The sequence below is a fragment of the Kitasatospora sp. NPDC088861 genome, assembly GCF_044750105.1.
Taxonomy (GTDB): Bacteria; Actinomycetota; Actinomycetes; order Streptomycetales; family Streptomycetaceae; genus Kitasatospora.
Genome location: NZ_JBIVJF010000002.1, coordinates 24,216 through 50,850, shown reverse-complemented (window position 1 = coordinate 50,850; position 26,635 = coordinate 24,216). Strand labels below are relative to the sequence as shown.

At 73.5% G+C, this 26,635-nt stretch carries 23 protein-coding genes; 11 read left to right on the top strand and 12 right to left on the bottom strand.

Annotated elements, in window-relative coordinates; genetic code table 11:
* The first annotated feature begins 810 nt into the window (after positions 1–810).
* From ACIP37_RS04090 to ACIP37_RS04075, 4 genes are read left to right on the top strand one after another with little or no spacing between them, the layout of a single operon-like run.
* Positions 811–1,755: an aKG-HExxH-type peptide beta-hydroxylase gene (locus ACIP37_RS04090; protein WP_400803477.1), complete on the top strand. Its 945-nt coding sequence runs from the start codon at positions 811–813 to the stop codon at positions 1,753–1,755.
* Positions 1,752–2,891, top strand: coding sequence for a YcaO-like family protein (locus ACIP37_RS04085; RefSeq protein ID WP_400843242.1), 1,140 nt, complete (start codon positions 1,752–1,754; stop codon positions 2,889–2,891). Before ACIP37_RS04090 ends, ACIP37_RS04085 begins: the two co-directional genes overlap by 4 nt.
* A 37-nt stretch (positions 2,892–2,928) precedes the next feature.
* A complete protein-coding gene (locus ACIP37_RS04080; protein ID WP_400843238.1) occupies positions 2,929–3,696 on the top strand; it encodes a class I SAM-dependent DNA methyltransferase in 768 nt (255 codons plus the stop codon).
* A 21-nt stretch (positions 3,697–3,717) separates the two neighbouring features.
* Positions 3,718–4,905 (top strand): cytochrome P450, encoded by a 1,188-nt coding sequence (locus ACIP37_RS04075; RefSeq protein WP_400843235.1) that lies wholly within the window; start codon positions 3,718–3,720, stop codon positions 4,903–4,905.
* Between the two features lie 70 nt (positions 4,906–4,975).
* On the opposite strand, the gene ACIP37_RS04070 is transcribed toward ACIP37_RS04075, so the two are convergent.
* A complete protein-coding gene (locus ACIP37_RS04070; protein ID WP_363585927.1) occupies positions 4,976–5,854 on the bottom strand; it encodes a LysR substrate-binding domain-containing protein in 879 nt (292 codons plus the stop codon).
* 124 nt (positions 5,855–5,978) lie between these two features.
* Between ACIP37_RS04070 and ACIP37_RS04065 the strand changes: the two genes are divergently transcribed.
* Together ACIP37_RS04065 and ACIP37_RS04060 are read left to right on the top strand one after the other, a co-directional pair.
* On the top strand, positions 5,979–7,031 hold the full coding sequence (locus ACIP37_RS04065; RefSeq protein ID WP_400843232.1) for a bile acid:sodium symporter family protein: 1,053 nt from the start codon (positions 5,979–5,981) through the stop codon (positions 7,029–7,031).
* Positions 7,032–7,355: 324 nt separating this feature from the next.
* Entirely contained in the window at positions 7,356–7,940 is a 585-nt protein-coding gene (locus tag ACIP37_RS04060; protein WP_363627509.1) for a hypothetical protein, read from the top strand.
* Positions 7,941–8,109: 169 nt separating this feature from the next.
* Here the strand turns inward: ACIP37_RS04060 and ACIP37_RS04055 are convergent, their stop codons facing one another.
* The 4 genes from ACIP37_RS04055 to ACIP37_RS04040 form a co-directional block, all read right to left on the bottom strand.
* On the bottom strand, positions 8,110–9,570 hold the full coding sequence (locus tag ACIP37_RS04055) for a DUF2079 domain-containing protein (RefSeq protein WP_400843229.1): 1,461 nt from the start codon (positions 9,568–9,570) through the stop codon (positions 8,110–8,112).
* 150 nt (positions 9,571–9,720) lie between these two features.
* Complete coding sequence (locus ACIP37_RS04050; RefSeq protein WP_400843226.1) at positions 9,721–10,089, bottom strand: hypothetical protein; 369 nt, start codon at positions 10,087–10,089, stop codon at positions 9,721–9,723.
* Between the two features lie 403 nt (positions 10,090–10,492).
* The gene (locus ACIP37_RS04045) at positions 10,493–11,446 is read right to left on the bottom strand and encodes a Gfo/Idh/MocA family oxidoreductase (protein ID WP_363585922.1); all 954 of its coding nucleotides are present in this window, start codon (positions 11,444–11,446) and stop codon (positions 10,493–10,495) included.
* Between the two features lie 52 nt (positions 11,447–11,498).
* On the bottom strand, positions 11,499–14,105 hold the full coding sequence (locus ACIP37_RS04040) for a hypothetical protein (RefSeq protein ID WP_363585921.1): 2,607 nt from the start codon (positions 14,103–14,105) through the stop codon (positions 11,499–11,501).
* A gap of 531 nt (positions 14,106–14,636) precedes the next feature.
* Here ACIP37_RS04040 and ACIP37_RS04035 point away from each other — a divergent pair.
* A complete protein-coding gene (locus ACIP37_RS04035; RefSeq protein WP_400803486.1) occupies positions 14,637–17,252 on the top strand; it encodes an ABC transporter permease in 2,616 nt (871 codons plus the stop codon).
* Positions 17,253–17,512: 260 nt separating this feature from the next.
* Here the strand turns inward: ACIP37_RS04035 and ACIP37_RS04030 are convergent, their stop codons facing one another.
* The gene (locus ACIP37_RS04030; RefSeq protein ID WP_400803489.1) at positions 17,513–18,331 is read right to left on the bottom strand and encodes an SAM-dependent methyltransferase; all 819 of its coding nucleotides are present in this window, start codon (positions 18,329–18,331) and stop codon (positions 17,513–17,515) included.
* Between the two features lie 422 nt (positions 18,332–18,753).
* On the opposite strand from ACIP37_RS04030, the gene ACIP37_RS04025 reads away from it, so the two are divergent.
* Both ACIP37_RS04025 and ACIP37_RS04020 read left to right on the top strand, forming a co-directional pair.
* Complete coding sequence (locus ACIP37_RS04025; protein ID WP_400803492.1) at positions 18,754–19,314, top strand: RNA polymerase sigma factor; 561 nt, start codon at positions 18,754–18,756, stop codon at positions 19,312–19,314.
* On the top strand, positions 19,311–19,973 hold the full coding sequence (locus ACIP37_RS04020; RefSeq protein ID WP_400803495.1) for a hypothetical protein: 663 nt from the start codon (positions 19,311–19,313) through the stop codon (positions 19,971–19,973). Before ACIP37_RS04025 ends, ACIP37_RS04020 begins: the two co-directional genes overlap by 4 nt.
* A 25-nt stretch (positions 19,974–19,998) precedes the next feature.
* Here ACIP37_RS04020 and ACIP37_RS04015 read toward each other — a convergent pair whose 3' ends face one another.
* Entirely contained in the window at positions 19,999–20,958 is a 960-nt protein-coding gene (locus tag ACIP37_RS04015; protein WP_363627503.1) for a pirin family protein, read from the bottom strand.
* 206 nt (positions 20,959–21,164) lie between these two features.
* Positions 21,165–21,848 (bottom strand): ribulose-phosphate 3-epimerase, encoded by a 684-nt coding sequence (gene rpe / locus ACIP37_RS04010; protein ID WP_363583217.1) that lies wholly within the window; start codon positions 21,846–21,848, stop codon positions 21,165–21,167.
* Between the two features lie 264 nt (positions 21,849–22,112).
* Here rpe and ACIP37_RS04005 point away from each other — a divergent pair, with 264 nt between their 5' ends.
* Complete coding sequence (locus ACIP37_RS04005) at positions 22,113–22,964, top strand: SCO6745 family protein (RefSeq protein WP_363583215.1); 852 nt, start codon at positions 22,113–22,115, stop codon at positions 22,962–22,964.
* A gap of 66 nt (positions 22,965–23,030) precedes the next feature.
* Here the strand turns inward: ACIP37_RS04005 and ACIP37_RS04000 are convergent, their stop codons facing one another.
* From ACIP37_RS04000 to ACIP37_RS03990, 3 genes are all read right to left on the bottom strand, one after another.
* Positions 23,031–23,834 carry a C39 family peptidase gene (locus tag ACIP37_RS04000; RefSeq protein WP_363627501.1) on the bottom strand — a complete coding sequence of 268 codons (804 nt, stop codon included), beginning with the start codon at positions 23,832–23,834 and terminating at the stop codon, positions 23,031–23,033.
* 69 nt (positions 23,835–23,903) lie between these two features.
* Complete coding sequence (locus ACIP37_RS03995) at positions 23,904–24,488, bottom strand: DUF4188 domain-containing protein (RefSeq protein ID WP_363627543.1); 585 nt, start codon at positions 24,486–24,488, stop codon at positions 23,904–23,906.
* 112 nt (positions 24,489–24,600) lie between these two features.
* Positions 24,601–25,230, bottom strand: coding sequence for a TetR/AcrR family transcriptional regulator (locus tag ACIP37_RS03990; protein ID WP_363583211.1), 630 nt, complete (start codon positions 25,228–25,230; stop codon positions 24,601–24,603).
* A 94-nt stretch (positions 25,231–25,324) separates the two neighbouring features.
* On the opposite strand from ACIP37_RS03990, the gene ACIP37_RS03985 reads away from it, so the two are divergent.
* Positions 25,325–25,777 carry a hypothetical protein gene (locus ACIP37_RS03985; protein WP_400803501.1) on the top strand — a complete coding sequence of 151 codons (453 nt, stop codon included), beginning with the start codon at positions 25,325–25,327 and terminating at the stop codon, positions 25,775–25,777.
* A 17-nt stretch (positions 25,778–25,794) separates the two neighbouring features.
* Here ACIP37_RS03985 and ACIP37_RS03980 read toward each other — a convergent pair whose 3' ends face one another.
* A complete protein-coding gene (locus tag ACIP37_RS03980) occupies positions 25,795–26,511 on the bottom strand; it encodes a cyclic nucleotide-binding domain-containing protein (RefSeq protein ID WP_363583207.1) in 717 nt (238 codons plus the stop codon).
* Positions 26,512–26,635: the final 124 nt, after the last annotated feature.

The following is a 26,635-nucleotide window of genomic DNA, read 5'->3' as shown; positions in this document are numbered from 1 at the left end:
TCCACCCGAGCACGCGCGACGCCGTGTGCGGGCGCACCCGGCGCTTTCGCCCCGACCGACGTTTCCACCCCCTTCGAACCCACCCGCCACAATTCACCGCACACGAACTGACGCGCATTCAATTGCCCATCGGAGATGCGCGATTTGCTGGTGGTGCCCCGGTGGTACGGGGGGTCGCCGACCTCAAATTACCTACCCTTCCGGCCGAGCGGAAGGCCGCGTCATCCGGCCGTCTTCGCCCGCGTCCGGCCCGACCGACCTGGCCGGAACAGGGTGGAAGGCGCCACCGCCCGTGGTCGCCGCCGAGGCGAAACCACCACCGTCCGGATGATGCGCCCCGGGCCGATCACCGCGGGGCGAAATCCGCGAAAACCGCAGACGACCGAGTGCGGGCCCCTTCTCCGGAAATTCCGCGCCCGCCCGGTATTTCACTCCGATCCCCGTGCGGAATCCCGTTCCCGCGGTTCGGGCGGCAAGCCCGGATTCCGGACTCCTCCACGTAGGCCGGTACACCCACCGTGTCCCGCCGCTCACCCTTGGCGGCGCCGAGCCCCCTCCCGGACGATGACACCGCCGGTGACTCCTGCCGAGAACGGTGGGGCCGGTGAGGTGAAGGGAGTCCTCGATGAACGAGGAGATCGAGCAGGTCGTGGAAGAAGACCTCCCCGAACTCGCGCTGATGGTCGACGTCCCCTCGCGCGACTAGGGACCTGCGCGCCGTGCGGCGGGCCTTCGCGGCCCGCCGCACGTCCTTTGTCCGGGAGCAGGGACCAGTCCAGGAGCAGGGACCAGGAACGGGGAAGGGAGAGCATGGACGTCGAACCGGACGCCCACGAGGCCGTCCAGGACCGGGCGCGGCTGCTGGAACGACTGCGCGCGGTGCTCGACCGGGCGGAGCTGCCGTCACCACCGGGCGACGGGCTGCGCCATCCGGCGGCCGTCGACGCCGTCCACACCGTGCAACAGGCACTGCGGTCCGGTCCGCTGTCCCCGGAGCTGCGGCGGGCGCTGGCGGCCCGGCTCGACCACGTGCCGCCGCCCGTCTTCGGCCCGGCCGAACCGCAGGACCACCTGAGCCGCAGTGTGGCCCGCGCGCTGCGGTCCATCCCGGCCCGCGCCGGCGCGGACGGCGCGCCGGTCACCGCCGACGCCGTCCGGTGGCGCGGGTCCGAGCGGGAGGCGCTGGCCCAGTCCCTCGGCCTGCTGGCACGGGTCTGGCCCGAGGCCGCGGCCGAGGTGCGGGAGTCGGTCACCGAGGTCGCGCTGCTGACGGGCGACGCCATCGACGGGTACACCGACTTCACCGTGCACGGTGCCGTCCTCGTCCACCGCGCGCGGCTGACGGCGAGCGCCGCCGGGCTGCCCGGTCCGGTGCGGTTCGCCGAGGCGCTGGTGCACGAGGGCGCGCACACCAGGTGCAACGCCGCCGCCCTCGCAGAACCGTTCCTGCTGCCCGACCGGCCCGCCGACCCGGACGCGCCGGGCCGGCACACCGGCCTGCTGGTCGCCACTCCACTGCGGGCCGACCCCCGGCCGCTGACCGGACTCTTCCAGCAGACCGTGGTCCTGGCGCGCAGCGTGCTGCTCTACCGGCGCCTCACCGGTCTGGGCCCGGCCGTCGACGCCCGGCACCAGGACCTGCTGGCCTCCGCGCACCAGGCCGTGACCACCCTGACCGCCCACACCGAGACCCTCACCGCGCACGGCCGGCGGGTGCTCGCCCAGTGCGCCACCGTCCTCGGGGGGCCCGCGTGACGGCGTGGACGCCCCAGGTGTTCACCCCCTACCCCGACCAGCCGGAGCTGCTGTTCGCCCGGGTCGCCGCCCGGTCGCCCGCGTTCGAGGGCACGAGCGCCGCGGACGGCGCGCCGGTGCTGGTGGGCAGCGCCGCCGGGCACGACCGGGACCAGGTCGCCACCGGAGCCCGCGGAGAACTCCTGGAACGCCTCGGAAACGTGCTGGCCGGGCGCGAGGCCGAGACGGCCGCCGAGGTCGTCACCACCCACCGGGAGCTGCGCCGGCAGGGCGTACCCGCGCTGGCCCCGCCGGTGCGGCCCGACGCCCGCCGGCTGTGGGTGCGCGGTCGCACCGTCCGGGGCGCGGAGGTGCTCGTCCCGGCGGGCTCGGCCTTCCTGCAGCACCGCCCCCCGGCCGGCTGCGACGCCGCGCCCGCCGCCGGCTCCACCGGCATCGCCGCGCACCCCGACCCCGCCGCGGCGGCGCGGCACGCGGCCTGGGAGGTGCTCGAACGCGACCTGGTGCGCCGCAGCTGGTACGGGCTCTCCGACCGGCCGCCGAGCCTGCTCCCTGCCGTCCCGCCACCGCCGCTGGCCGCGTTCCTGCGGGCCGGTGAGCTGGTGGCGACCGCGTTCACCGTTCCCGCCCCCGCCGGAACCGCCTGCGCCGTCGTGTGCGTGCACCGGGCCGACGGCACCGGCCAGGCGTTCGGGGCCCGCTGCGGGCCGGCGGACACGATCGGGGCCCTGGTCGAGAAGGCGGCCTACGAGGCTGTGATGGTGCGCTGGAGCATGCGGACGCAGGTCGCGCGCCGCACCTGGGAGCGGTGGCACGGCGCCACTCCCCCCGCCACCGCCGTCCAGCACGCGCTCTGGACGTTCCACCGCCAGGACAGCCTGCGCCTGTGGGGTGTGCGTCCGCCCCCGGCCGGTCGGCCCAGCAGCGCCGGGCGCACCGGCCCGCTGCACGTCCTCGCCCGGCACACCGACCCGCTGCTCGTCCTCGCCGGGCACACCGGCCAGGACGTGGTCCTCGTCGAGACCACCGCGAAACCCGCCCGCGACGCCGGGGTCCGGGTGGTTCGCGTGATCGCCCCCGGCACCCTCCCGCTGCCCTCCGGCCCCGGCCCCGGCCGCCCGCACCCCTTCGGTTAGGAGCCCCGTGAACCCCGCCCCTTCGGACCCCGCCCCCGTGAACCCCGCGCCCTTGAACCCCGCCCGTTCGGGCCCGCCCCCTTCGGACCCCGGGCCCGGCTACGCCACCGAGTTCGCGGAGACGTACGACCGCTGGTTCGCGAAGCCCGGCGTGAGCGGGGCGACGGTCGACGCGCTCACCGCCCTCGCCGGCGCCGGGCCCGTCCTCGAACTCGGCATCGGAACCGGCCGGTTGGCCCTGCCGCTGAAGGCGCGCGGGATCGACGTGCACGGAGTCGACGGCTCCGAGGGCATGGTCCGGCGGCTGCGGGCCAAACCCGGGGGCGCCGACATCCCCGTGACGATCGGCGACTTCGCCGAGGTGCCGGTCGCCGGGAGCTACACCCTGGTCTTCCTCGGCGGCGGCACGTTCTTCGAACTGCCCGACCAGGCCACCCAGGCACGCTGCTTCGCCAACGCGGCGGCGCACCTCGCCCCCGGCGGCCTCCTCGTCCTCGACGCCCACGTGCCCGAAGCCCTCGCGGCGGCCACCGGCCCCGAGGTCGTCGCGGAGGGCGACGACCACCTGGTGCTCTGCCACCGCCGGCTCGACCCGTCGACCCAGCGCTACCGCTCGCACTACGTCATCCAGGAGGACGGCCGCACCCGGCACCTGCACGTCGAGTTCCGCTACGCGGGCCACGGCGAGCTCGACCTGATGGCGGGCCGGGCCGGGCTTCGACTCAAGGAACGCTGGGGCGACTGGGCGGGAGCGCCCTTCACCCGCGACAGCGCCTACCACGTCTCCGTCTACGAACGCCCCTGACCGCCACCGATGGAGAGCCGCGTGAGCCGGACCGAACACATCGAGCCCTTCCCCTTCCCGCACCGGGACGGGCTCGAACCGCTCCCCGAATTCGCCCGGCTGCGCCGCGAGGAACCCGTCGTCCGGGTCCGGTTGCCCAGCGGCGACACCGCGTGGCTGGTGACCCGGCACGCCGACGTCCGCCGCGTCCTGGCCGACCCCCGCTTCAGCCGCGCCCGCGCGACCCGGGGAACGGGCCCCCGGATCAACCGCACGACCACGCTGCCCGACTCGATCCTGGCCGCCGACCCGCCCGACCACTCCCGGCTGCGCCGGCTGGTCTCGCCCGCGCTCAACGCCCGCCGGGCGGAGGCGATGCGACGCGACATCGCCGTCCTGACCGGCGACCTGCTGACGGCCCTGGCACCGCGCCCGCGCCCCGCCGACCTCGTCGCGCACTTCACCCGGCCGCTGCCCCTGACCGTCATCTGCGACCTGCTGGGGACACCCCGCGTGGACGGCGACCGGCTCGACGCCTGGGACGACGCGGTGCGCAGCGTCACCGCCCTGACGGACGCCGAGGTGATGGCGGCCGTGGAGGAGATGACCGGCTACCTCACCGGGCTCGTCGCCGCCAAACGGGCCCACCCCGCCGACGACATGCTGAGCGCCCTCATCGCGGCCCGCGACGACGGCGACCGGCTGAGCGAGGGCGAACTGATCTCGTTCTGCATCGTCCTGCTCACCGGCGGCTACGGCACCACCTCGGACCGCCTCGCCGGTCTGGTCCACCTGCTGCTGGAACAGCCCGAACGCTACGAACTGCTGTGCCGCGAGCCCGCGTTGATCCCCGGTGCGGTCGAGGAGCTGCTGCGGTACGCGCAGGCCACCGTGGGCGCCAACCTGCGGGTGAGCACCGAGGACGTGGTGCTGGGCGGGGTGACGGTCAAGGAGGGCGAGGCGGTGATCGCGCTCACCTCGTCGGCCAACCACGACGAACGCGTCCACCACCGGCCCGACCTGCTCGACCTCACCCGGGACACCCCGTCACACCTGGCCTTCGGGCACGGCGCCCACTTCTGCGTCGGCGCGCAACTCGCCCGGGTCCAGCTCCAGGAGGCCCTGTCCGGTCTCGTCGCCCGTTTCCCGACCCTCCACGCGGCCGGAGCCCCCGACTGGAAACGCGGCCAGATCACCCGGGCCCCGCGCACCCTGCCCGTGGGGTGGTGACACCCGCACCCCGGGCCGGCCCGCCCCCCGGGGGATCACGGCCGCAGGAACGCCCGGCCGTCACCCCCGGTCACGGCTCCGCCCGCTCCGGTGCGCGTTGCAGGCGGAACGCGTCCGCGAGGACCGCCTGGGCCAGCACCCGGGCCGGGCCGCGCGCCGTGGTGCGCCCCGTGGTGAGGGCGAACTCGATGGTACCGAGGCTGGGCAGGCCCGGCTGGTCGGGCAGCACCCGCAGGCCCGACGGGATCAGGCTGCGGGCGTGCGGCACCACCCCGAGGCCGGCCAGCGCGGCGGCCCGGACCCCGGAGAGGCTGGTGCTGGTGCAGGCGATCCGCCAGGGCCGCCCGTCGCGTTCGCAGACCTCCAGGGCGCGGACCCGGGTGAAGCTGGGCGGCGGGTAGACGATCAGCGGCAGCGGCTCCGCCGGGTCCGTCCGGAAGTCCTCCGCCGCGATCCACACCAGCTTGTCCTGCCGCACCAGTTGCCCCTGTGAGCCGCCGCCGGGCGGGCGCTTGCCGAGTACCAGGTCGAGCCGTCCGTCGGCCAGCTGCTCGTAGAGCACGGCGCTGAGGCCGACGGTGAGTTCGAGGTCGACCTGGGGGTTGCTCCGCCGGAAGCTCCGCAGGATCTGCGGCAGCTCGGTGTGGGCGAAGTCCTCCGAGGCGCCGAACCGCACCCGCCCGCGCACCTGCGTCCGCGCGAAGTAGCCGAGCGCCTGCTCGTGCGCCTCCAGGATCGTCCGGGCGAAGCCGAGCATGGCCTCGCCCTCGCCGGTGAGCTGCACGGAGTGGGTGTCGCGCAGGAAGAGCTGCCGGTCGGCGGCCGTCTCCAGCCGCCGCACGTGCTGGCTGACCGTCGACTGCCGCAGCCCCAGCCGCTGGGCGGCCCGGGTGAAACCGCCGGTCTGGGCCACCGCGAGGAAGGACCTCAACTGCACCGGATCGAACATCTGGCCATTCTATCCGCTGATATCACGGATCATGATGACAGTGAGTGCCGCCAGCGGGATTCACAATCACCCCGGCGGGCGGCAGGCTGGGGCCATCCCACCCGAACCGCCACCGCGGAGAACCATGCCTCGCCCGAACCACCCGCTCCGCTCCCACCTGCCCCGCCGCCCCGCCCGCCTCCGGGTCGACCCGTTCATCGCCGCCCTGCTGGGCACCGTGGCAGTGGCCGCCCTGCTCCCCGCCCGCGGCGGCGCCGCACCGGCCTTCTCGGACGCCGCCACCGGCGCGGTCGCCGTCCTGTTCTTCCTCTACGGCGCCCGGCTCTCCGCCCGCGAGGCCTGGGAGGGGCTCAGGCAGTGGCGGCTGCACGGCACCGTGCTCGCGGTCACCTTCGGCCTCTTCCCCCTGCTCGGGGTGGCCGCCCACCTGCTGGTGCCGGCGGTGCTGTCGCCACAGCTCTACCAGGGCCTGCTGTTCCTGACCCTGCTGCCCTCCACCGTGCAGTCCTCGATCGCCTTCACCTCCATCGCCCGCGGCAACACGGCCGCGGCGGTCTGCAGCGCGACCTTCTCCAGCCTCTTCGGCATCGTCCTGACCCCGCTGCTCGCCGCCGTGCTCCTGCACACCAAGGGCGGCGTCTCGCCGGGCACCGTGCTGGAGATCGCCGAACAACTCCTGCTCCCCTTCGCCGCCGGCCAGGTGCTGCGCCGCTGGATCGCCGCCTGGATGGCCCGCCACCGCGCCGTCCTCGGCCTGGTCGACCGCGGCTCGATCCTGCTGGTCGTCTACAGCGCCTTCAGCGCCGCCGTGGTGGGCGGGGTGTGGGGTGCCCTCTCCCTGCCCCGACTGGCGGCACTGCTGGGGGTGGAGGCGGCGCTGCTGGGGCTGGTCCTGACCGCGACGCTGCTGGTCGGCCGCCGGCTCGGGTTCGGCCGGGGCGACCTGGTCGCGATCGTCTTCTGCGGCTCCAAGAAGAGCCTGGCCAGCGGCGTCCCGATGGCCACCGTCCTCTTCCCGGGCCCGGCGGCCGGGCTGATGGTGCTGCCGCTGATGCTCTTCCACCAGCTGCAACTGATGGTCTGCGCCGTCCTGGCCCGCCGCTGGGGCGCGCAGGCCGAGGGCGCCGGGGCCACGGCACAGCCGACGGCCGCGCCGGCCCTCGACCACGTGGCCTGACGGACGCCGCGCGCCCTCAGCGGCCGACGACGTGAACGGCCGTTGAACCACTTCACGGTGCCGAGGTCGACCAGGGCCCGGCGCCCCTCCGTCGACCGGCCGGCCGCCACCTTCCCGGTGTCCACCTTCCCGGTGTCCGCCCGCCCGGTGTCCGCCCACGCCGGAGGGCCGGACCGCGGCGCTGGACCATTCGAGGCGTATCGGCGGGATCCCCGGGATGGCGACGGCCGGAATTCCTCGCGCCGTGCCACCGTCCCCCTTCGGCCCACCCCGCTCCGAGTGCGAGGGCCTCACCCCCGGTCCGACGAAAGAAAGGGAATCCACGTGTCCGTACGCCGAAGCGCCGTCACCGTGTCCGCCGTTCTCGCCGCCGCCCTGTGCACCGCCGTGCCACCGGTCGCCGACGCCGCCCCGACGGCCGCCGCGGAAATCCTGAACTGCACCGTGAACGCCGCCGTCAACTTCAGCCCGCCGCTCTCGGCCGGCCCGGAGGCCACCACCGTGGCGATCGGCGGGACGGTGAGCGGCTGCCTCGACTCCCAGGGCGGCCCGACGGCCGTGACGGGCGGCACCGTCACCGCGACGCTCAAGTTCGGCACGCTCAGCTGCAACCCGCTGACGCCGCCGGCCATGGCGCCGGGTTCCACCGCGACCTTCACCTGGAACCTGAAGGACGGCACGCAGGCGAGCAGCACCATCACCGACATCGCCGTCGTCGACGTCGACGGGGCCGGGACCCTCACCGGCACCGTCACCGGCTCCTCCACCCGCCTGGCCGGGGAGAACCTGACCACCGTCCTCAACATCGACAGCGACCAGCCGATCCTGGACAACTGCGTCGACGTCCTGCTCGGAGTCGGCCAGCCCATCGCCCAGTCGACGCTGACCGCCGACGCCGCCTTCAGCTGACACCAGGCCGACCTGCCGTCCCTCCGCCCCTCCGTCCCGCTGACCTGTCGTCCCTCCGACGCGCGCAGGGCCACCCCGCAGGTGGCGGGCCCTGCGCGCGTCGGCGCAACCACCGCACGTTGGCGTCGAGTTGTCACCACGCCTCCCGTCGTCCGACCACCGCCCCGGGTCAGCCCGCAGGGTCGGTGAGCCGGTAGACCGTGATGCCGGCGGCGCTCGCGACGGGGCGGTAGCCGGCGGCGGGGAGGGCGCGGAGGGCTTCGGCCTCGTCGCGGGCGGAGAGGAGCCCGTCCCGCGGGTGGTCGGCTGCCACCACCCAGTCGGGCCGCGCGCCGGGGGCGCCCGGGTAGCGGGGGAAGAGGTAGACCCGGGTGCGGCCGGTGAGTTGGGCCGCGAAGCCGTTGGCGGCGGCCACCTCGGCGCCGTCCGGGATCCGGCGCAGCAGCGCGCTCACCGCGTCGACGGTCGCGTCGCGCTGCCAGGTGGCGGGGCGGGCCAGCTCCGCGAGGGGCTGCGAGGGCAGGGCGGCGGCCGTCACGGCGAGCCCGACGGCCACGGAACCGCGGACCGTCCACCGCCGCAGGCCGTGCCGGGCCCGGAACCGGAGCCGAAGCCGGGTCAGGGCGTCGACGAAGGCGAGGAAGACGATCGGCATCAGGACGGCGCCGTAGTGGAAGTCCGTCCCCCAGTAGGACGGGTTGGTGGACCAGAAGCGCCAGCCCAGCGTCGGCAGGGCGAGCAGGATCAGCGGGGAGCGCAGCGCCAGGAACGCGGTGGGGGCCAGAATCGTGACGACGGTGTGCCACTTCTCGCCGGGCAGGAGCAGCCTGGTCACGGGGTTGCCGGCCGGGCCGTCGACGCTGGAGAGGTAGGTGTAGGCGCCGTCCGGGTTGAGGGCCGGGATGACGACCAGCAGCACCAGGAGCAGGGTGGCGGCGGAGAGCGCGACGACGCCCGCGCCCAGTCGGCGGCGGCCGTGCCAGAACAGGTAGCAGCCGATGACGGCGACCGTCGCCGCGAGGTCCTCCTTGACCAGCAGCAGCGGCAGGGCGAAGCCGACCGCCGACCGCCACTGCCGGAGCATCAGCCGCTCCAGAGAGAACGTCAACAGTGGTACGGCGAAGGCGATTTCGTGGAAGTCGAAGCCGACGGCCTGTTGCAGGCCGACCGACAGCCCGTACGCCACCCCGATGCCCGCGCCCGCCCACCGGCCGACCGCCCGCACCGCGGCCCTGGTCACGGGGACGGCGGACACGGCGACCAGCGCCGCCTGGGCGACCAGCAGGGTGAGCGCGGAGGGGAAGACCCGGTAGAACGGTGCGAGGGTGGCCAGGATCGGGTGGAAGTGGTCCCCGAGCAGGTGGAAGCCCGGCCCCTTCAGCTCGGAGACCGGCGCGCGGCCCTCGGCGTAGGCGCGGACGGCCTGCTCGAAGATGCCCAGGTCGAAGCCGTTCGTCCGCAGGTGCAGGTGACGGGAGACGGACAGCGCGGTGTAGGCGGCGAACAGCACGGCGGCGAGCGCCCAGGGCAGCAGGGCCGCCCCCGCCCCCTCGGCGGCGGGCCGCCGCCGTTCGGGCACGGGCCGGGTCTCGGCCGTGGCGCGGGCTGCACGGATCGGGCTCAGGGACAACGGGGGCTCACTTGCGACGAGGCGGACGGGGGAGTGACCCCAGAAGCCTCCGACCAACCCGCTGAAGATCCGCTGAAGAAGTCTGAGCACACCTTCAGGAACCGTGACGCCCCCGTGCCCGCGTACGCGGGTGCGCTCGCGTGCGCGCGGTCAGGACACCGGTGCGCGGGGGGCGAAGTCCGGCAGGCGTTCCAGGCTGTCGGCGACCGCCGCGAAGCCGTAGTCGATCATCCGCCGCTCGTACCCGGCGACGGCGGTCAGCCCGGCCAGCAGCAGCTGGCGCAGCACGTGCCGGTCGACGGCGGTTCCCCCGTCCACCGCGCCGAGCCGGCGCAGCTCGCGCAACTGCTGGTCGACCACGCGCCGCTCGCCCGCCATCGGGCCCGTGACGGCCTCCAGCAGGGGGTGCAGCCGCTGCGGCAGGCACTGGCGCAGCGCGGCGCGCCCGTGCTCGTTCAAGCCGATCCGGAAGCCCTGGTACCGGCTGTGCGCCCCCTCCTCCCGCTCAAGGACCCGCAACCTCCACGCCGGCCCGGAGCAGCCCGTGCGCCAGGCAGAGCCCCCCGAGCCCGGCCTCGGCCACCAACACCTTCGTGCCCACTCCCCCGTCTGTCGCGTGCCCTGCGGTCACCGCCCGCGATCCGCCGCGATCCGCCGTACCGCCAGCCTCCCCCACCGGCCTGGCACTTCGTCAGTGATCTTTTTTCCCGAACCACATGACAACTGTCACTGCGCACGGCCCACCGGCCGGAGGCCCCGCAGGCCCCACGCGCAGACCGTCCGGTGACTGGAGGCGAACCGCCGGGCCCTGCGGCTCTCCAACCGCCACGACCGGCCCGAGGAAGGAGGCCGCCGACCAGGTCGGCGAGTTGACCCCCTGGTAGCGCCCGCGGGTGCTCGTCGCAACGTCCCGCCCCGGGGACTACTCCGCGCCGGGCGCCGCGTGATGGATCTCGGTGATCCTCGCAGCCGCGTCGAACCCGAGGACCGGGTCGGGGCGGTCGGAGAGCAGGCTCTCGTACAGCGGCCGGTAATGGGCCACCTTCCGGGCCGTCCGACCGTCCGTCCCGAAGGCGGCGAGCAGGTCACCGTCCCGGGCTGCGAAGCCGGTCATGGAGGTGTGGTCGATCCACACCTCCACGCCCGCCCGGCCGAAGACCAGACTGCTCTCCTTGCTGCTGGAGCCCGTGAGCCAGCTGCTGCGCAGACGTGCGGTGCCCGACTCGCCCCGGGACCGGTACTCGGCGATGCACCACGCGCTGGCGCCGCCGTCCAGTTGCCGGGCGGAGGTGAGCGCCGTGAGGTCGACCAGGCGGGTGAGCATGCTGAGCTGGTTCACCCCGGAGTCCATCCAGCTGGAGCCGTAGGACTCGTAGGCATCGGTGCCCTTGAGGACGTAGGGGTCGTAGAACGCGGAGGTGACGGCCGTGACGGGCCCCCACTCGGGGTGCTCGGCAAGCAGTTCCGCCGCCCAGCCGACCTCCGGAGAGAAGGCGAAGTGGTGCGCGGTGAACAACCGGCCCCGCACGTCGACCGCTTCGTCCAGCGCGCGGATCCGCCCGAGCGAGGCGAGGTCGTGGACGAGGGGTTTCTCGACCAGCACCTTGGCCGTGGAGAGCCGGAGAGCCTGGGCCGCCAGCTCCGCGTGCGTGTGCGTGGGAGTGGCGAGCACGAGCAGATCGGGTCGGTGCTCCGCGAGCGCGTCGTCCAGGCCGGCGTAGTGACGCGGGGTGGTTCCACGGAACGAGGGCGGTTCCGGCCGGTTCGGATCGACCGTGAACTCGACCAGTACATCGGCCCGTTCGGCCAGGACTGTGAGATGGGTCTGTGCGATGGTGCCGACGCCGACGAGGCCGACGCTCACGAGGTCAGTCATCAAACTCTGCTTTCTCCGGACGACTCGGCCGAGGTGCGGGGGCCGGGGAGAGTCATCGACGTGTCACCACCGCTGCCCAGCGACCCAACGACGCGACGGGGCCGTCCACCCAGCCGACGGCAGGCAGGTGCTCCGCGGCTGCGAGGGAGCCGTCGATCCAGGAGGTCGCGATGGGAACCCAGTAGGTGTTGCCTCCGGACGTACGGGTGCGCGCATCGAGCTCGGATCGCGTGCGACGAGCACCCTCGTGGTCACCGGCGAGGACGCCGAGGAGGATCTCGGCCACGTCCGCCAGGTTGTGGCCGCCCCGGTAAGCGATCCCGTCCGCAAGATGCCGGGTGTCTCCTACTGCGGACCGGGCAGCGCCGACGTCGCCGGCCATGGCGTGGGCCACCGCCTCGGCGGACCGGAGCTTGACCAGTTCGACGGGGTTGGGCACCAGGTCGAGCAGTTCCCGGGCCCGGCCCGCCGCGTCGGCGACGGCTGCCGTGTCCCCGGACCAGCAGGCGGTCTGCGCCAGGTTGGCGAGTGCCTTCGCCTCTGCGGCGGCCAGTCCCTCGCGCCGCGCCAGGCCGATCGCCTCGTGGTAGACGGAAGTCGCTTCCTCGAAGCGGGCGTTGACCCGCCAGATGTGCCCGGTCAGCCGGAGCCGTTCGCCTTCGTCCTCCGGGCCACGGACCGGTTGTTCATGCAGGGAGGCGAGAGCGGCCGCGAACCGCCCGTTGAGGTAGTCGAAGTCGCTGAGCCAGTAGCGGGCGGCCGCGTCGAACTCGCCCCCCACCAAGCCCCGGTAGATCTCCGCGGCCTGCGTGTAGTCGCCGTGGTTGCGCAGGGCGTGGGCGAGGTGGATGCGGACCAGCTGTGCCGTTCGGCCACCGTGCCGCACGCCTCCGGCCGCGCCGCCGAGCAACTCGATCGCCTCCTCGACGCGGCCGGTCCGGCGGAGCTGGACTCCCCGGATGGCGGCCCGGATCGCCCGGTACTCGGGGAGGCCCACCGGGGCGCCGGTAAGACCGGCTCCGAGCTCCGACCACTGGCCGGCCTCGACGAGTCGCTGCGTGGCCAGCGCCATCCAGTCGTCGAAGACACCGTGCTCGGCAGAGAGCTTGAGCCCGGTTTCGAGGGCTTGCGCCGTCGCCACCCGCCCGCCGGAGGCGCCCAGGCGTTCGCCCAGCCAGCTCAGCAGCCGGGCAGCGACCTCACTGCGGTCACGATCCGACCAACCGTCAGGAAGCGTCCGGTCCGCCTCGCCGATGGCCTGCCGCAACGCCACGTGCAACGCGTACGGGAACGCATAGGCGTCGTCGTGTGTCAGGAACGGTCGGCGAAGGAACCGTGCCACGCTCCCGTCGGAGACTCCGGGTTGACCGGCGCGCAGCAGCTCCGCGCCCACCCGGTCGGTGAGCGCGGCTGTTCGGACCAGGTCGCGTTCCTCCCGGGGGAGGTCCCTGATCGACCGGGTCGCGACGGCTGTGAACGAGCCGCCGAAGTCCGCCACGGAAGGTTGCCCACCGCGTGCCAGCAGGGCGGCGCAGTGGGAGACCGACAGGTCCAGGTACAGGGGAAGCCCCTGGCCGCCGGAGATGACGCGTTCCCGGATCTCCGCCGACATCGCGGGCTCACCGTCCCGGACGAGGGCCTCACGGAGATAGCTGTCCGCGTCGGAGTCCGACAGGTACCCCACGAGGTGCTGCCGTGGTTCGGCCGTGTCGTTGCTGAAGTGCAGATGGGGCCAGCACTCCGGGCCGGTGAAGTCCAGCTCGCCGCCCGCACCCGAGTCGGCCCAGTCGATCCGGTTCCGGCCGGTGATGACGAACAGCACGTTCGGCATCAGATAGGCGCAGCGCTGGACGAACCGTTCCACTGCGCGATCGGCCTGACCGTTGACCACCTCGAAGGTGTCGAGGAAGACGCACACCCGGGGCCGCCGGCCCGGCCGACCGCCCCGGGGCTGCCGTTCCAAGTCCCAGGCCAGCAGGTACGGGAAGTACGAGAGCGTCTCGTAGTCGGCGTCCGCCTCGACCAGTTCGGCGAACAGATCGCAGTCGGCCAGCAGCCGGCCCTCCCGCACCCGGTCCCGGACAGCGCGGTACGTGACCAGCGCGGCCCGGTGGGCCAGTCCGGTCAGACCTCCCAGACCACCCGGGTCGACCTGCTTCACGGCCTCCGCGATCTGGTCACCCAGCGCGATGCTCCGCGAGGCGCGCCGCAGCGCCGGCGAGGCGTCCAGGAACTCCTGCAAGGCCTCGCCGGGGTGGGCGCGAGCCCAGTAGGAGGCCAGTGCCAGGTCGAAGGCCGGCCAACGGCTCCCCAACTGGCCCAGGGCGGCCCTCAGACGCAGCAACAGGCTCTCGATGTCGCCGGCGCCCTCCTCCGAGAGATCGATCCGCACGGTCACCACGTCGTCGCGCTCCTTCTCCCGCGCTTCGGCGAGGAGGCGGCGCTCCAGCTCGTGGGAGAGCGTCGTCTTGCCTATGCCACCCACGCCGTAGAAGGTCAGCACATTGCGGCGGCCCTGCCCGCGGTCCACGACCGGCGAGACCTCGGCCTCGTCCAGCATCCGGTGAAGCTCGTCGACCGACCGGGCGAATGCGGCCACTTCGTCGACCCGGTTGGTGAAGACCTGCTGAGCCGTGACGGTGGACGAAAGGCCGCTCATGAATGCAGCCCTCAGGTTCACCCGTGCCATGCGGCCTCCAGACGTGCGTCGAGCCACGGTCGGTTCGGCGGCATCTCCCGCGACAGGATGCCGTGCTGAAATCTTGTCAGTGATTGCTGCGACGCCACAATCTCGTCCATGGGGATTTCAGACGGCCGACCCCGTGCGTTCCTCGGCCACGACGACGGGGCGCGGCGGGGCCTCGGGTAGGCTCCCCGAGCATGTCTCAACCTGCGTGGCGTGCCGCATCCGCCGACTGGTCGATCCGTTGGGGTGCGGCGTCGAGGAGTTACGGTTCGTCAAGGAGCCTGATACCGGCGCCGGATGTCGTACGCGTCGGACTGGATCGTGGCGCCCGCACTCCCGGAGTGGGACCGTCCGATTCCGGCAGGAGTGCCTTTCCCGGGTGTGCAGCCCGATGACCACGCCGACCGTGGAGGAGATCGGCACGCCGCCGTTGCGGCTCGCGGGCGAGCCGCGCCGGCACGCCTCGGGGCAGGTCCCGGCGCGCGTGACGTACCTGGGCGCGCGGTGATCCGCCGCATCCGACGGCTGGTCCGCCTCGTGGTGCCGGACCGCAAGGGCCTGTCGCTGGCCTGGAGCACGATCAGGGGGCGCAAGGGCGGCTTCGTCGGCTCCTTCGTCGCGATCGCCGCGGGCTCGGCGGTGATCACCGCCTGCGGGATCCTGCTGATGTCCGGGCTCAGCAGCGGGGTGGCCCCCGAACGCTACTCGGGCGCGGCGGTGGTCCTCGGCGGAGAGCAGTCGTACTGGCTGGACGAGAGCTCCGAGGTCCGCTACAGCGAGCGCGTCACGCTGCCCGCCGACAAGGTCGCCGCCGTCGCCGCCGTGCCCGGTGTCCGCTCCGCCGTCGGCGATGTCGACGTCGAGGTCGGCGTGCTGGCCCCGGACGGCCGCGCGGTGGGCGGCCCGGACGGCTTCCCCGTGGTCGGGCACGGCTGGTCCGCCGCGGTGCTCGGGCCGTTCGCGGTGCGCGCGGGCAGCGCGCCCGCCGGGCCCGACGAGGTCGTACTCGACGCCGGGCTCGCCGCGCGCGCCCACGTGTCGCCCGGCGCGACGGTGCGGCTCGTGGTCGGCTCGGTCGCGTCGCCGTACCGCGTGGTGGGCGTCGCCGCCCCGCCGGGGGGCGGGTTGGGCCGCCAGTCCGCGGTGTTCTTCACCGACGGCCGGGCGGCCGAGCTGTCCGGCCGTCCGGACCGGGTGGACGCGATCGGTGTGCGGGCCGGGCCCGACGTCACCCCGGAGCAACTGGCCGGCAGGATCACGGCCGCCGTGCCGGGGGTGGTGGCCCACACCGGCGCGGAACGCGGCGACGTGGAGTTCTTGGACGTGGGCGACGCCCGCAGCCTGGTGGTCGAGACGTCGGCGTCGTTCGGCGGCACCATGGTGCTGATCGTGGTGTTCGTGGTGGCGAGCACGCTCGCGCTGTCGGTGCGGCAGCGCGGGCGCGAACTGGCCCTGCTGCGTGCCATCGGCGCGACGCCCCGGCAGATCCACCGGATGATCGGCGCCGAGATGACCCTGGTGTCGTTGGCGGGCGCCCTGGTCGGCGCGATCCCCGGCGTCGTCATCGCGTTCGTGATGCGCGGCGTGTTCGTCCTCGCGGGCGCGATGCCCGCGGACTTCCGGATGGACGTGGGGTGGCTGCCCTTCCTCGCCTCGCTGGTGCTGTGCATGACCAGCGCCCGGCTCGGCGGCTGGCTGGTCGCGCGCCGGGTGTCCGGGACCAGCCCGGTCGAGGCGCTCGGGGACGCCGCCGTCGAGCCCGGGAGGATCGGCCGGGTCCGGTTGGCCATCGGCTTCCTGCTCGTCCCGCTCGGGCTGCTGCTGACCTCGGGCGAGGTGGCGGTGTCGGGTGACTCCGCCGCCGACACCGCGGCGAGCGCGGTCCTGTTGTTCGTCGTGGCGCTGGGGTGTGTCGGCCCGCTGCTGATCAGAGGCGCCGTCGTGCTGTTCGGCCCGCGTCTGAACCGGCAGTCCAAGGCCCCCGGCTTCCTCGCCCAGGCCAACGCGCGAGCCGATGCGCGGCGACTCGCTTCGGCCGTCACCCCGCTGGCCATGGGCGTGACCCTGGCCGCCGTGCAGGTGTTCGGCGCCTCCACGACGATCGCGGCGTCGCAGGAGCAACTCGACGCCGGCCTGCGGGCCGACCACGTGCTGACCTCGTCGTCCGGCGCCGGGGTGTCCCCGGAGGTCGTGGACGGCGTGCGCGGCGTGCCCGGCGCCGCCGTGGCGACGCCGGTGGCACGGATGCGGGTGCTGCTGACGTTCCCGTCCGAGGACAGCACCGCGACCAAGGTCTTCGCCGCCCAGGGCGTCGCGCCCGAACGGCTCTCCGAGACCATGGACCTCAAGGTGGTCGAGGGCGACACCGCGGAACTGCGCGGCGAGACGGTGGCGTTGAGCCGGGCCGTCGCGGACACCGTCCATGCGCAGCGCGGTGGGACGGTCGACCTGCGGCTCGGCGACGGCACGGCGGTCAGGCCGAGGGTGGTGGCGGTCTACGAGCGGGGCTCGGGCTTCGGGGACGTCACCCTGCCCAACGACCTCGTCGTCGCGCACACCACCGCGCGGGTCGACACCGCCGTGCTGGTCAGGTCCGCGGACGGGACCGACCCGAAGGCGCTCGCCGACGCGCTGCGCGGCGCGGTCGGACGCTACCCGACGGTCCAGGTGGGCGGCCAGGAGGCGTTCAAGGCCGCGCCCGGGGGCGGCGGTTCGGGTGACTGGGCGCTCAACCTCCTGTTCCAGACCGTGCTGTTGGGCTACATCGCCATCGCCGTGGTGAACACCCTGGTGATGGCGACGGCGGCGCGGGTGCGCGAGTTCGCGATGCTGCAACTCATCGGCGCCGACCGGGCCCAGGTCCGCGCGATGATGAACGGCGAAGCCAGGATCGTGGTCTTCTCGGCGCTGCTGTTCGGTCTGCTGGCGACGATCCCGCCCCTGGTCGGCATCAGCCTCGGGCTGACGGAGTCACCCGTTCCGTCCGTCTCCCCCTTCGGCCTCGTCGGCCTCGTCGCGATCGTGGCGGTCACCGTCGCGCTCTCCTGGGGTTCGATCGCGGTGGCCACCCGGTCCGCCCTGCGGCCGGCGCCGGTCGACGCGATCGGCGGGCGCGGGTGAGCCGCCCGGCGAGCGGCTGATGCGGCCCGCCGACCGCTCACCGCCGACCGCTCACCGCTCACCGCTCACCGCCGACCGCTGACCGCCGACCGCTGACCGCTGACCGCTGACCGCTGACCGCTGACCGCTGACCGCGACTGACAACGACTCCTGCCGCCACCGGCGGTGGGCGCACCCGGGTCCCGGAATGCCGATGTACGGGCTTGAACATCCGGGCTTCGAAGCTGCCAGACTGGAAGCTGCCGGACTGGGAGAACGGCTCAGGGGCGGATGGCGACGGCCCCGTAGCAGGAGGCCGCTGCGTCGGTGATGTGCTCGGTGTCGTCCGCAGGCGCCGCCGGGTGCCAGCGCGGAGTGGCCGCGACGCCCGGCTCCAGGAGGTTCCAGCCGGTGAAGAACTGCGCGAACTCGTCACGGGTGCAGGCGGCGACGGGGGTTCCCGCGGCGGTGTAGACCTGGATGAGCCGAGCGGTCTCCTCGGCGGCGAAGTCCTGCGTGAAGTGGCTGACCACCAGCGCGGAGCCGCTGGGCAGCTGTGCCTTGAGTCCTTCGGTGATCCGCTGGGCATCGAACGGCACGAAGTGCAGCAGGGCGTTCATGCTGAGCGCGATCGGCTGGGTGAAGTCCAGGATCGCCCGGGCCGAGTCCAACAGGTCACCGGGCTCGCGCACATCGGCCTGCACGTAGGCGGTGACGCCCTGCTCGGTGCCGCGCAGGAGCGCCTGAGCGTGGAGGAGCACGATCGGGTCGTTGTCGGCGTAGACGACCTTGGCGTCCGGTGCGACCGACTGCGCGACCTCGTGCAGGTTCGGCGAGGTGGGGATCCCGGTGCCGATGTCGAGGAACTGTCGGATCCCGGCCTCGGCGAGCAGTTGCGTCGACCGGCGCATGAAGGCACGGTTGGCGCGCGCGGCGGAGCGGGCGTAGGGGAAGACCGCCAGGGCCCGGCCGGCGGCCTCACGGTCGGCGGGGAAGTTCGTCGTGCCGCCGAGGTAGTAGTCGTACATCCGTGCCGAGTGGGCCAGGTGTATGTCGAGGTTGACCTCTACGTCGTCGGTCCTGGCGGTGCCGTCCGTCATGCGTTCCCCCTGATACGTCATCGACTCGCCCTGCGCAGGACAGGACCGATCCGCGCCCGTGCCACCGTGGCGAACGGTGGCGGACCCTGGCGCGGCCCCTTCCACTATGCCCACACGCCCGAACGGCCAAGCAAGGGCCGCCGCCGGTGACGACGCGACCGTGAAGCAGGACGACCGAATCAGAGCATGTAGTGACTCACTCTGACCATGTTCCGCACGGTATCTCCATCATCCGCCGCACCTTATGTCTGATCTCGAAACACCTTGTCGCGGTTTAACATCTCGGCATCCAATCCGCCTTAATGTTCCTACCAGGGAAGCGAGTTCCCGCTGTGACCGCCGTACGACCGTGGGGTTCAGCCACGGTCGGCGGCCCGCGCCGGACGGCAGCCGACAGGCGTGCCGCAGGGGAGGAATGGGACGTGACCGAGAGCGACTGGGTGGTCGGAGACCGGGACCGCCTGACGTTCGACGCGTTCTGCGACACGCACGAGGGGGCGTGGACCGGGTTCGCCCGCGCGCGCCTTCGCGACGACGACGCCGCACACAGAGCGGTGGAGATCGCGAAGGTCCGCGTGTGGAAGGAGTGGCCGCGCATCCTGCGCGAGAAGATCCCACCGTTCCACGCCTGGACGATCCTCAAGGAGGAGATCGGCGCCACCCTGGCGGAACTGATGATGAACGGCGAGCCGCTGCCCACCCAGGCGAGCGTCCCCGGGTGGGTCTACGCCGTGCGGATCGCCGCCGAGCGGGCGCAGCACCTGATGGAGACCGGGGGCACTCACGAGCAACTGTACGTCGCGCTGCGGCGGTTGTCCGAGCGTCGGCACGACGTGATCGTGCTGCGCTACCTGCTCGACCTGCCGGACGAGCAGATCGCCGACTGCCTGGGGACGACCGAGGCCAACGTCCGTTCGACCGCGAGCCAGGCTCTCGACCGTCTGGCCGCGGCGCTCGGCGGTCGACGCGGGGAGAGCCGGTGAGCACCGAGCACGACCGGGCCCTGCACCCGAACATGGCCGGCATCCACCTGCCCACCCGGGCCCCGCGACCGCAGCCAGGGGGCACGGGCGTCTCCTGGGAGCGGCTGCTGACCGCCCCGAGTCCGCTGTCCTCCGAGCACAAGCAGGCGGCCCACGAACTCGACCTCGCCGCGTCCCTGGTCCTCTCGATGCCGTCCGCCGCGGCCTCCCTGGGCCTCCTCGTCAACGCCGAGCAGATCCACCCCGAGGGCGCCCTCGTCCTCGGCGCGCTGCTGTACGTCGCGGGCCATCGCGACGGCGCCCAGTTCTGGTGGCAGTTCGCGGCCGGCGGCGGTTCCTACACCTCCGCGTCGTTCCTGAGCCTGTTGCACCGCAGCATCGGGGAGTTCCTGGACGCGGAAGTCTGGCGCCAACAGGCCGAAGCACTGGCCACCAACCCCCGCCCGCCACAGCGCGTCCTGAGCACTCCTCACGCACTGCTGCCGGCCCAGGTGCTCACCGACATCCTCGCCCGGTGCCACTACGGCCTCGACGTGAAGCTGCCCCCCCGCCTCGCGGCCGTGATCCACCAACTCCCCGTCGCCGGCGACGACCCCGAGTACGGCGAACTCCCCCAGATGAGCAGCACCCTCGTCCGCGACCTCACCGACGAACGCTAGCGACCGCGAACCCCGTCTCCCTGCCTCAGCGCACGCGCCCCCGCGCCTTCAGCGGAAGGGCGGGGAGCTCCGGCGCCCGCAGCCGGTCGCCGGCGTAGCCGTGGACGTCGCCGAAGCGGGCGGTGGACATCCAGTCCTCGCGGGCCCGGGTGATCTCCTCGCCGGACCGGCCGATGAAGTTCCACCACATGAGGATCTGCTCGTCGAAGGGTTCGCCGCCGAGGAGGAGGACGGCGGCGTCGGTGCGGGCGTGGAGGGGGAGTTCGGGGCGGCCGCAGCCGAGGTAGAGCATGGAGCCGGGTTCGACGCGGACGCCGTCGACGTCGACGCTGCCGGACATGGAGAGGACGGCGTACTCGAAGTCGGGGACGAGCGGGAGCTTGAGGTCGGCGCCCTCGGTGAGGGCGAGGTCGGCGCCGACGAGGGGGGTGTAGGCGGTGCCGGGCGAGGTGGCGGTGTCGAGGGTGCCGAGGATGACGGTGCCGTGCAGGCCGGGGGCGGTGACGACGGGCAGGTCGCCGTGGTGCTCGAAGGTGGGGGCGGTGTGCCGGTGGGCGTCCGGGAGGGCGACCCAGAGCTGGGCGCCGTGCAGGTAGCGGGCGTGCGGGCGCGGGGATTCCTCGGAGTGGGAGATCGCCCGGCCGGAGGTCATCAGGCCCAGTTCGTACGGGCGGACGGTCTGGAGGCTGCCGAGGCTGTCGCGGTGCAGCACCTCGCCCTGGTGGAGCCAGCTGACCGTCTGGAGGCCCATGTGGGGGTGGGGCGGGACCTGCATGCCGGGTTCGTCGGCGATGTCGTCGGGTCCGTAGTGGTCGACGAAGCACCAGGCGCCGACCATCCGGCGGCCCAGGTTGGGGAGCAGTCGGCGGACCATCGTGCTCTCGCCGAGCTGGACCTGACGTCCGGTCAACAGATCCTTGACCGGTCCGGTGTCGGCCTCGCGGCCGCAGGTGGTCGGGGAGGGCTTGCGGTCGAGGTTGCTCATGTGCGGTTCCACCACCGTGCGGAGAGGGGCCGGGCGAGGGGCGTTCGCCAACGATCATCCCTGACGACCGCTGGATCCTCCACCCCTCGCCGGGCGGGCCAGGCCGGCCGGGCCCCTGGATGACGGCCGGCCCGGCCCCTGAACAGCCCCGTCTCTGAACGGCCCGGCCCCTGAACGGCTCCGTCTCTGAACGGCTCCGCCCGGGCTCAGTGCCCGCAGGCCCACCAGGCGTCCGCCGAGGCCTTGGTCGCGAGCTCCCGCAGCTTGCGCACGGCCTCGGCCGGGTCCTCGGCCCCGTACACCGCCGAGCCGGCCACGAACACGTCGGCGCCGGCCTCGGCGCAGCGCTCGATGGTGCCGGCGGAGACGCCGCCGTCGACCTGGAGCCACAGTTCCAGGTCGTGCTTGGCGATCAGCTCCCGGGTGCGGCGGATCTTCGGCAGCATGATGTCGAGGAACGCCTGGCCGCCGAAGCCGGGCTCGACGGTCATGATCAGCAGCATGTCGAGCTCGGGCAGCAGGTCCTCGTACGGCTCGATGGGCGTGCCCGGCTTGAGGGCCATGGAGGCGCGGGCGCCCTTGGCGCGGATCTCGCGGGCGAGGCGGACGGGCGCGGCGGCGGCCTCGACGTGGAAGGTGACGGAGCCGGCGCCGGCCTCGACGTACTGGGGGGCCCAGCGGTCCGGGTCCTCGATCATCAGGTGGCAGTCGAGCGGGATGTCGGTGGCGCGGGCGAGCGACTCGACGATCGGGATGCCGAGGGTGAGGTTGGGGACGAAGTGGTTGTCCATCACGTCGACGTGCAGCCAGTCCGAGCCCCTGACGGCCTCGGCCTCGTCGGCGAGCCGGGCGAAGTCCGCGGACAGGATGCTGGGGTTGATCTGCGCCATTACCGACTACCTTCACACGAGGGTTCACTGGAGGGCTGCGGCGTCCCGGGAGCGGGCACCTCGTCCCATCATCTCGCGCCGCCGCCCCGCCGGGCGCACACCGGGACCTCCCCGTGACCGTCATCACACCCGGTCCGGGATTACCGTGGCCGCCGCCGTGGTCATCAGCACTGAAGCGGCCCGCGCGCGCCCGATCCGTCGGCGCCCGCCGAGCCGCCCCGTCCGGCCGGGTTCGCCCCGCCCCTCTCCGAGGAAGGTCCTTCGATGGCCGATCTCGTCCACCCCGCCCGTGCCCTGTGGTGGCTCTTCGAACCGGTGCACTCCGTCACCTACTTCCTGCCCGAGAGCCGCGAGGCCTACGAGGCGGCCGGACTGCACGGCGGCTGGCGCGGCTACTTCGCCAGCCGGTCGGCGCCGCTGGGTGCGGTGGACGCGCCGCCGGTGATCGCCGCGTTCTTCAGCTTCTCCCCGGCGATGGTCGAGCGCGCGCTGCCGGAGGTGTGGACGCACGCGAGCCCGGAGGAGGCGCTGGCCGCCCGGCTGAAGGGCTCGGCGGGGGCGCTGGCCCGGCTGCTGGAGCACGTGGACCCGGCGCAGGTCGAACTGGTGGTGGAGGCCCTGGAGCGGGCCGCTGGCCGGCTCGACTGCGTCGGCCGGGTGCTGGCCGCCGCCAACGCCGCGCTGCCCCGCCCCTCCGGCCTGTACGAACGGCTGTGGCAGGCCGCCACGGTGATGCGCGAGCACCGCGGGGACGGCCACGTGGCGGCCCTGGTGGCGGCCGGCCTGGACGGGTGCGAGGCGCTGGTGGTCCGGTGCGCGATGGACGTCCGGCGCGAGATGCTCCAGCCGATGCGCGGCTGGACGGACGAGGAGTGGGACGCGGCCGCGGCGCGCCTGGTCGAGCGGGGCTGGCTGACCACGGCGGGCTCGGTGACCGAACTCGGCCGGATCCGGCACCAGTCCCTGGAGGCCGCCACCGACCTGGCCGCCGCGCGGGTCTGGGAGGACTACCCGCGCGCCGAACTCGACCGCCTGGCCGCCGCGTTGAAGCCGATATCGGCGCTCTGTCGCAGCCAGCTCCCGGTCAACCCGGCCGGCCTGCCGGACAACCCCTGATCAGCCCCTGATCAGCCCCCGATCAGCTCCTGATCAGGGGCTGATCAGGTCCCGACCAGCCGCCGGTCAGCTCCCGACCGGTTGCTGGTCGGGAACCGATCGGGCGCCACCCGCGCCACCCGCGCCCGGCGGGCCGAGGACGATCCCCCGCCCGGCGTAGAAGCGCTCGAACGACCGCCACGGCACGTGCGCGAAGGACTGCGACTCCCCCGGGAATCCGGACGGGTTGTGGATCACCACCGCCGTGTCCGTGGCGCCCACCACCAGCACCAGGTGTCCGCCCCGCCGCACCGGTGCCGGACCGGCCGGCTCCCGGATCGCGGGATGCACCGACACCATCACCAGCCGCCCGCCGGCCACCTCGGCCGCCAGCTCCGCGGGCGCCAACTCCCGTGCCTGCGCGGCCAGTCCCCACCGCCGCCGGACGTAGTCGGCGAACGGCGTGTGGATCAGTCCGCGCAGGCTCTCGCCGTCCCGGACGTAGGCCCCCGCCGCCACGCACTCCCCGGCCAGCGTGAGCGCCGGCGGTGCCAGGCCCCACCAGTGGTCGAGCGCCATCCGCAGGCAGGCCACCCCGCACAGCCGCCACGACCACCACGCGTACTCCTCCGGGGTGGCCGCACCGGACTGCCCCCACCGAGGGTCCTCGGCCGCGTCGACCTGCCCGTCGATGATCACCCGCACCAGTTCGGCCGACTCCCACTGCGCGTGGTACGGCACCTCGTGCACCACCGGCCCGCCCGTGGGTGCGCCGCCCGCCTGTGCGCCCGCCTGTGCGCCCGCCGGTGCCCCGGTCGATGCGCCGGTCGGCGCGCCCGCCCGTACACCTCTCGGCGCGCCCGCCGGCATCCCGCCCTGCTCCTCCGCCATCCCCCGACGCTCTCACGCCGCAGCGCCCGGGCCGACCCGCGACACTCCCTGAGCGCCCGGTGAGCACCCCTACTCGGGCACCCGCTCCCCCGAGACCTCCTTCAAGCCCTCCTTCGAGCCCTCCTGCCGGCCCTCCTTCGAGCCGTCCTGCGGACCCTCCCCCGACCGGTAGGCCAGCCGCTGCGACGCGCGGCGCCCGCGCGCCTCGAGCGGCAGGGAGCCGGTGGCGCCCGCGAGACCGAACGGCGGCATGTCGAAGTAGATCGACTCGTACCCGCCCTCCGGCACCACGTACGTCTCGTGCCACAGCCCGACGTGCCGACGGGCCTTCCCCTCCCGCAGTTTGCGGTTGACGATGCCCCAGACGCTGTGGTGGAAGCCGTCCGGCGCGCTCGCGTAGCCGTACAGCTTCTCCTTCGACTCCCAGTACTGGACGACGTAGTACGTGCGCGGCGAGGCGGTGAGCAGGATCCGCCCGCGCAGGCCGCGTTCGGGGCTGCGCCCCAGTTCGTACAGCATCCGGAACATCGCGAACATCACCGGGCCCCAGTGGTGGACGGCCCAGAAGCGGTTGATCCGCATGCCGATCAGCAGCACCACGGTGTCGCCGGTGGCGCCCGCGGTGGTGTAGCCCGGCGTCGGCTTGGCGAACATCGATCGGACGAACGTCGTTCCCATGGACATCTCAGCCTCCCGCACCCCATGTAATCGGTGATTACATCAGGGCCGGGAAACCCGGTCAAGGCTCACTGCACGCACAAATCGGTTACTGCGAAGGAAGGTTGGCGATTCCCTGACCGAAGGTGTCGAGCACCTTCCCGGCCAACTCCTCCGCCTCCTCCTCCGGCAGGTAGCCGTCCACGATCATCTGCGCCAGCCCGAACACCAGCGCCTGCCCGGCCAGCCCCATCAGCCCCGGATCCCCCGGGCGCAACCGGCCCGCCTCCTGGTCCGCCACGATCAGACCGGTGAACGCCCTGTCCATGCCGTCCAGTTGATCCCGCAGCTCCGGCTCCCGCGAGGCCACGAACACCCGCGAACGCACCAGATCGAACCGGTGCGGATGGTGCAGCGCGTACCGGACGAACCCGAGCCCGACCGCCCGCATCACCGACCCCCCGGCCGACCCCCCGGCCGGATCCACCGCCGCCACCTCGGCCTCCTGGCACCGCGCGAAGTCCGCCAGCACCCGGTCCGCCAGCGCCGTCAACAACGCCTGCCGGTCCGCGAAGTGGCGAAACGGCGCCCCCGCCGACACCCCGGCCCGCCGCGCCACCTCCCGCATGCTCACCTTCTCCTGCCCGTACTCGTCCAGCAGCTCGAACGCCGCGGCGACCAGCGCCTCCGGCAGCGATCCGTGGTGGTACGAGCTGCGCCCGCCAGGCCGTTCCGTCATGCCTGCCTTGCTACCACAGCAGGCCGCCCCACCAGGAAACCGTCACCCCACCGATCGGAGCCCCATGCCCACGCCCGCACCTACGCCCATGCCCATGCCCACGCCGGCCTCCACCCCCCAACCCGCCTCCCGCGCCGCCGCCTTCGCCGCCGCCTACGCCCTCCTCCGCGCCTCCGCCACCCTCGCCGACCACTGGATCCAGACCGACCACCAGGCCGGCACCAAGGGCCGGCCCACCCCGGCCGGCCGCCGCGCCTGCACCGCACACGTCGCCGCCTACACCGCCACCCAGGCCGCCGCCCTCCTCCTCGGCACCCGCGCCCTCGGCCTCCGCCCCAAACCCCGCCGCCTCCTCGCCGCCCTCGCGCTGTCCGCCGCCACCCACTACCTCGCCGACCGCCGCGAACCCCTCCGCCGGGCGGCCGACTTCACCCGGCGGGGAGACTTCGTGCGGCTCGCCGACCACGGCATGAACGGCGCCTACCTCCTGGACCAGGCCTGGCACCACGTGTTCGAGACCGGCGCCGCCCTGATCGCCGCGACGTGACGACGGCCGTCAACCGCTCACGACAGTCCGCCGAGCCGCGCGGCGGCCGCGCGCAGACCCTCGGGGTCCTCGACCACGAGCCGCCCCCGCCGACCGGCCAGCGTCCCGCCGAACGGCGTCACCGACACGACCTGCCGTACCTGCTTGGCGCCGATGCCCAGGCAACTTGCGAGATCCCTTTGGACAACCGGAAGTTGGACGTCATTCGCCACACTCCGCGTAATCCCCTCCTCGTGGTCGAGCAGCGGTACAAGGACCCATGCGACCCGGGCCCGGTTGTCGCCGGGCTGCGCCAGCATCTGGGCCTCCCAGTGCCGGCCGGCGATGTACGACGAGATCGCCAAGCCGTAGTCGCGCTGGAAACCGGGGCTCCGAAACGTCTCCCCGGGCACGATCGCCACCTCACAGTCGGTGTACGCCGTCACCGTGGCCGTCCGCACGCCGAAACCGAGCACCGCGAGGTCCCCGATGAGGTCGCCGCCACGCCGGAAGGCAAGCAGCCGCTTACCCGCACCGGCACGACCCCCGATCTGGTCGACCCTCACCACACCTCTGATCACGACGATCACGAAGGCGCCCACGTCGCCCTGCCCCACCAGCTTCCGGCCCGCCGGAAGCTTCCTCCGCTCGGTGCCCTTGAGGACGCCGTTCCACGCGGCCGGCCCCACGAGCGCCTGAAAGGTCCGGTTCGGGCCCATGAGCAGCCCCGACGAGGAGTTGTTGCACAAGTTCATGGCGGGAGATTAGGGGAGCGATCGCCAACCAAGGCCCGGGTAGGACGAGTTGGCGCATGAGGCGCGATCCGCCCGGCACCGGCTGCTACCCTGCCGCGCCCCTTCGCCGGCCACGAACCAGGTG

Coding starts and splice junctions, on each gene's coding strand:
- ACIP37_RS04090 (WP_400803477.1), top strand. CDS start 811: ATGGACGTCGAACCGGACGCCCACGAGGCCGTCCAGGACCGGGCGCGG.
- ACIP37_RS04070 (WP_363585927.1), bottom strand. CDS start 5,854: ATGTTCGATCCGGTGCAGTTGAGGTCCTTCCTCGCGGTGGCCCAGACC.
- ACIP37_RS04065 (WP_400843232.1), top strand. CDS start 5,979: ATGCCTCGCCCGAACCACCCGCTCCGCTCCCACCTGCCCCGCCGCCCC.
- ACIP37_RS04045 (WP_363585922.1), bottom strand. CDS start 11,446: ATGACTGACCTCGTGAGCGTCGGCCTCGTCGGCGTCGGCACCATCGCA.
- ACIP37_RS04040 (WP_363585921.1), bottom strand. CDS start 14,105: ATGAGCGGCCTTTCGTCCACCGTCACGGCTCAGCAGGTCTTCACCAAC.
- ACIP37_RS04030 (WP_400803489.1), bottom strand. CDS start 18,331: ATGACGGACGGCACCGCCAGGACCGACGACGTAGAGGTCAACCTCGAC.
- ACIP37_RS04015 (WP_363627503.1), bottom strand. CDS start 20,958: ATGAGCAACCTCGACCGCAAGCCCTCCCCGACCACCTGCGGCCGCGAG.
- rpe (WP_363583217.1), bottom strand. CDS start 21,848: ATGGCGCAGATCAACCCCAGCATCCTGTCCGCGGACTTCGCCCGGCTC.
- ACIP37_RS04005 (WP_363583215.1), top strand. CDS start 22,113: ATGGCCGATCTCGTCCACCCCGCCCGTGCCCTGTGGTGGCTCTTCGAA.
- ACIP37_RS04000 (WP_363627501.1), bottom strand. CDS start 23,834: ATGGCGGAGGAGCAGGGCGGGATGCCGGCGGGCGCGCCGAGAGGTGTA.
- ACIP37_RS03995 (WP_363627543.1), bottom strand. CDS start 24,488: ATGTTCGCCAAGCCGACGCCGGGCTACACCACCGCGGGCGCCACCGGC.
- ACIP37_RS03990 (WP_363583211.1), bottom strand. CDS start 25,230: ATGACGGAACGGCCTGGCGGGCGCAGCTCGTACCACCACGGATCGCTG.
- ACIP37_RS03985 (WP_400803501.1), top strand. CDS start 25,325: ATGCCCACGCCGGCCTCCACCCCCCAACCCGCCTCCCGCGCCGCCGCC.
- ACIP37_RS03980 (WP_363583207.1), bottom strand. CDS start 26,511: ATGAACTTGTGCAACAACTCCTCGTCGGGGCTGCTCATGGGCCCGAAC.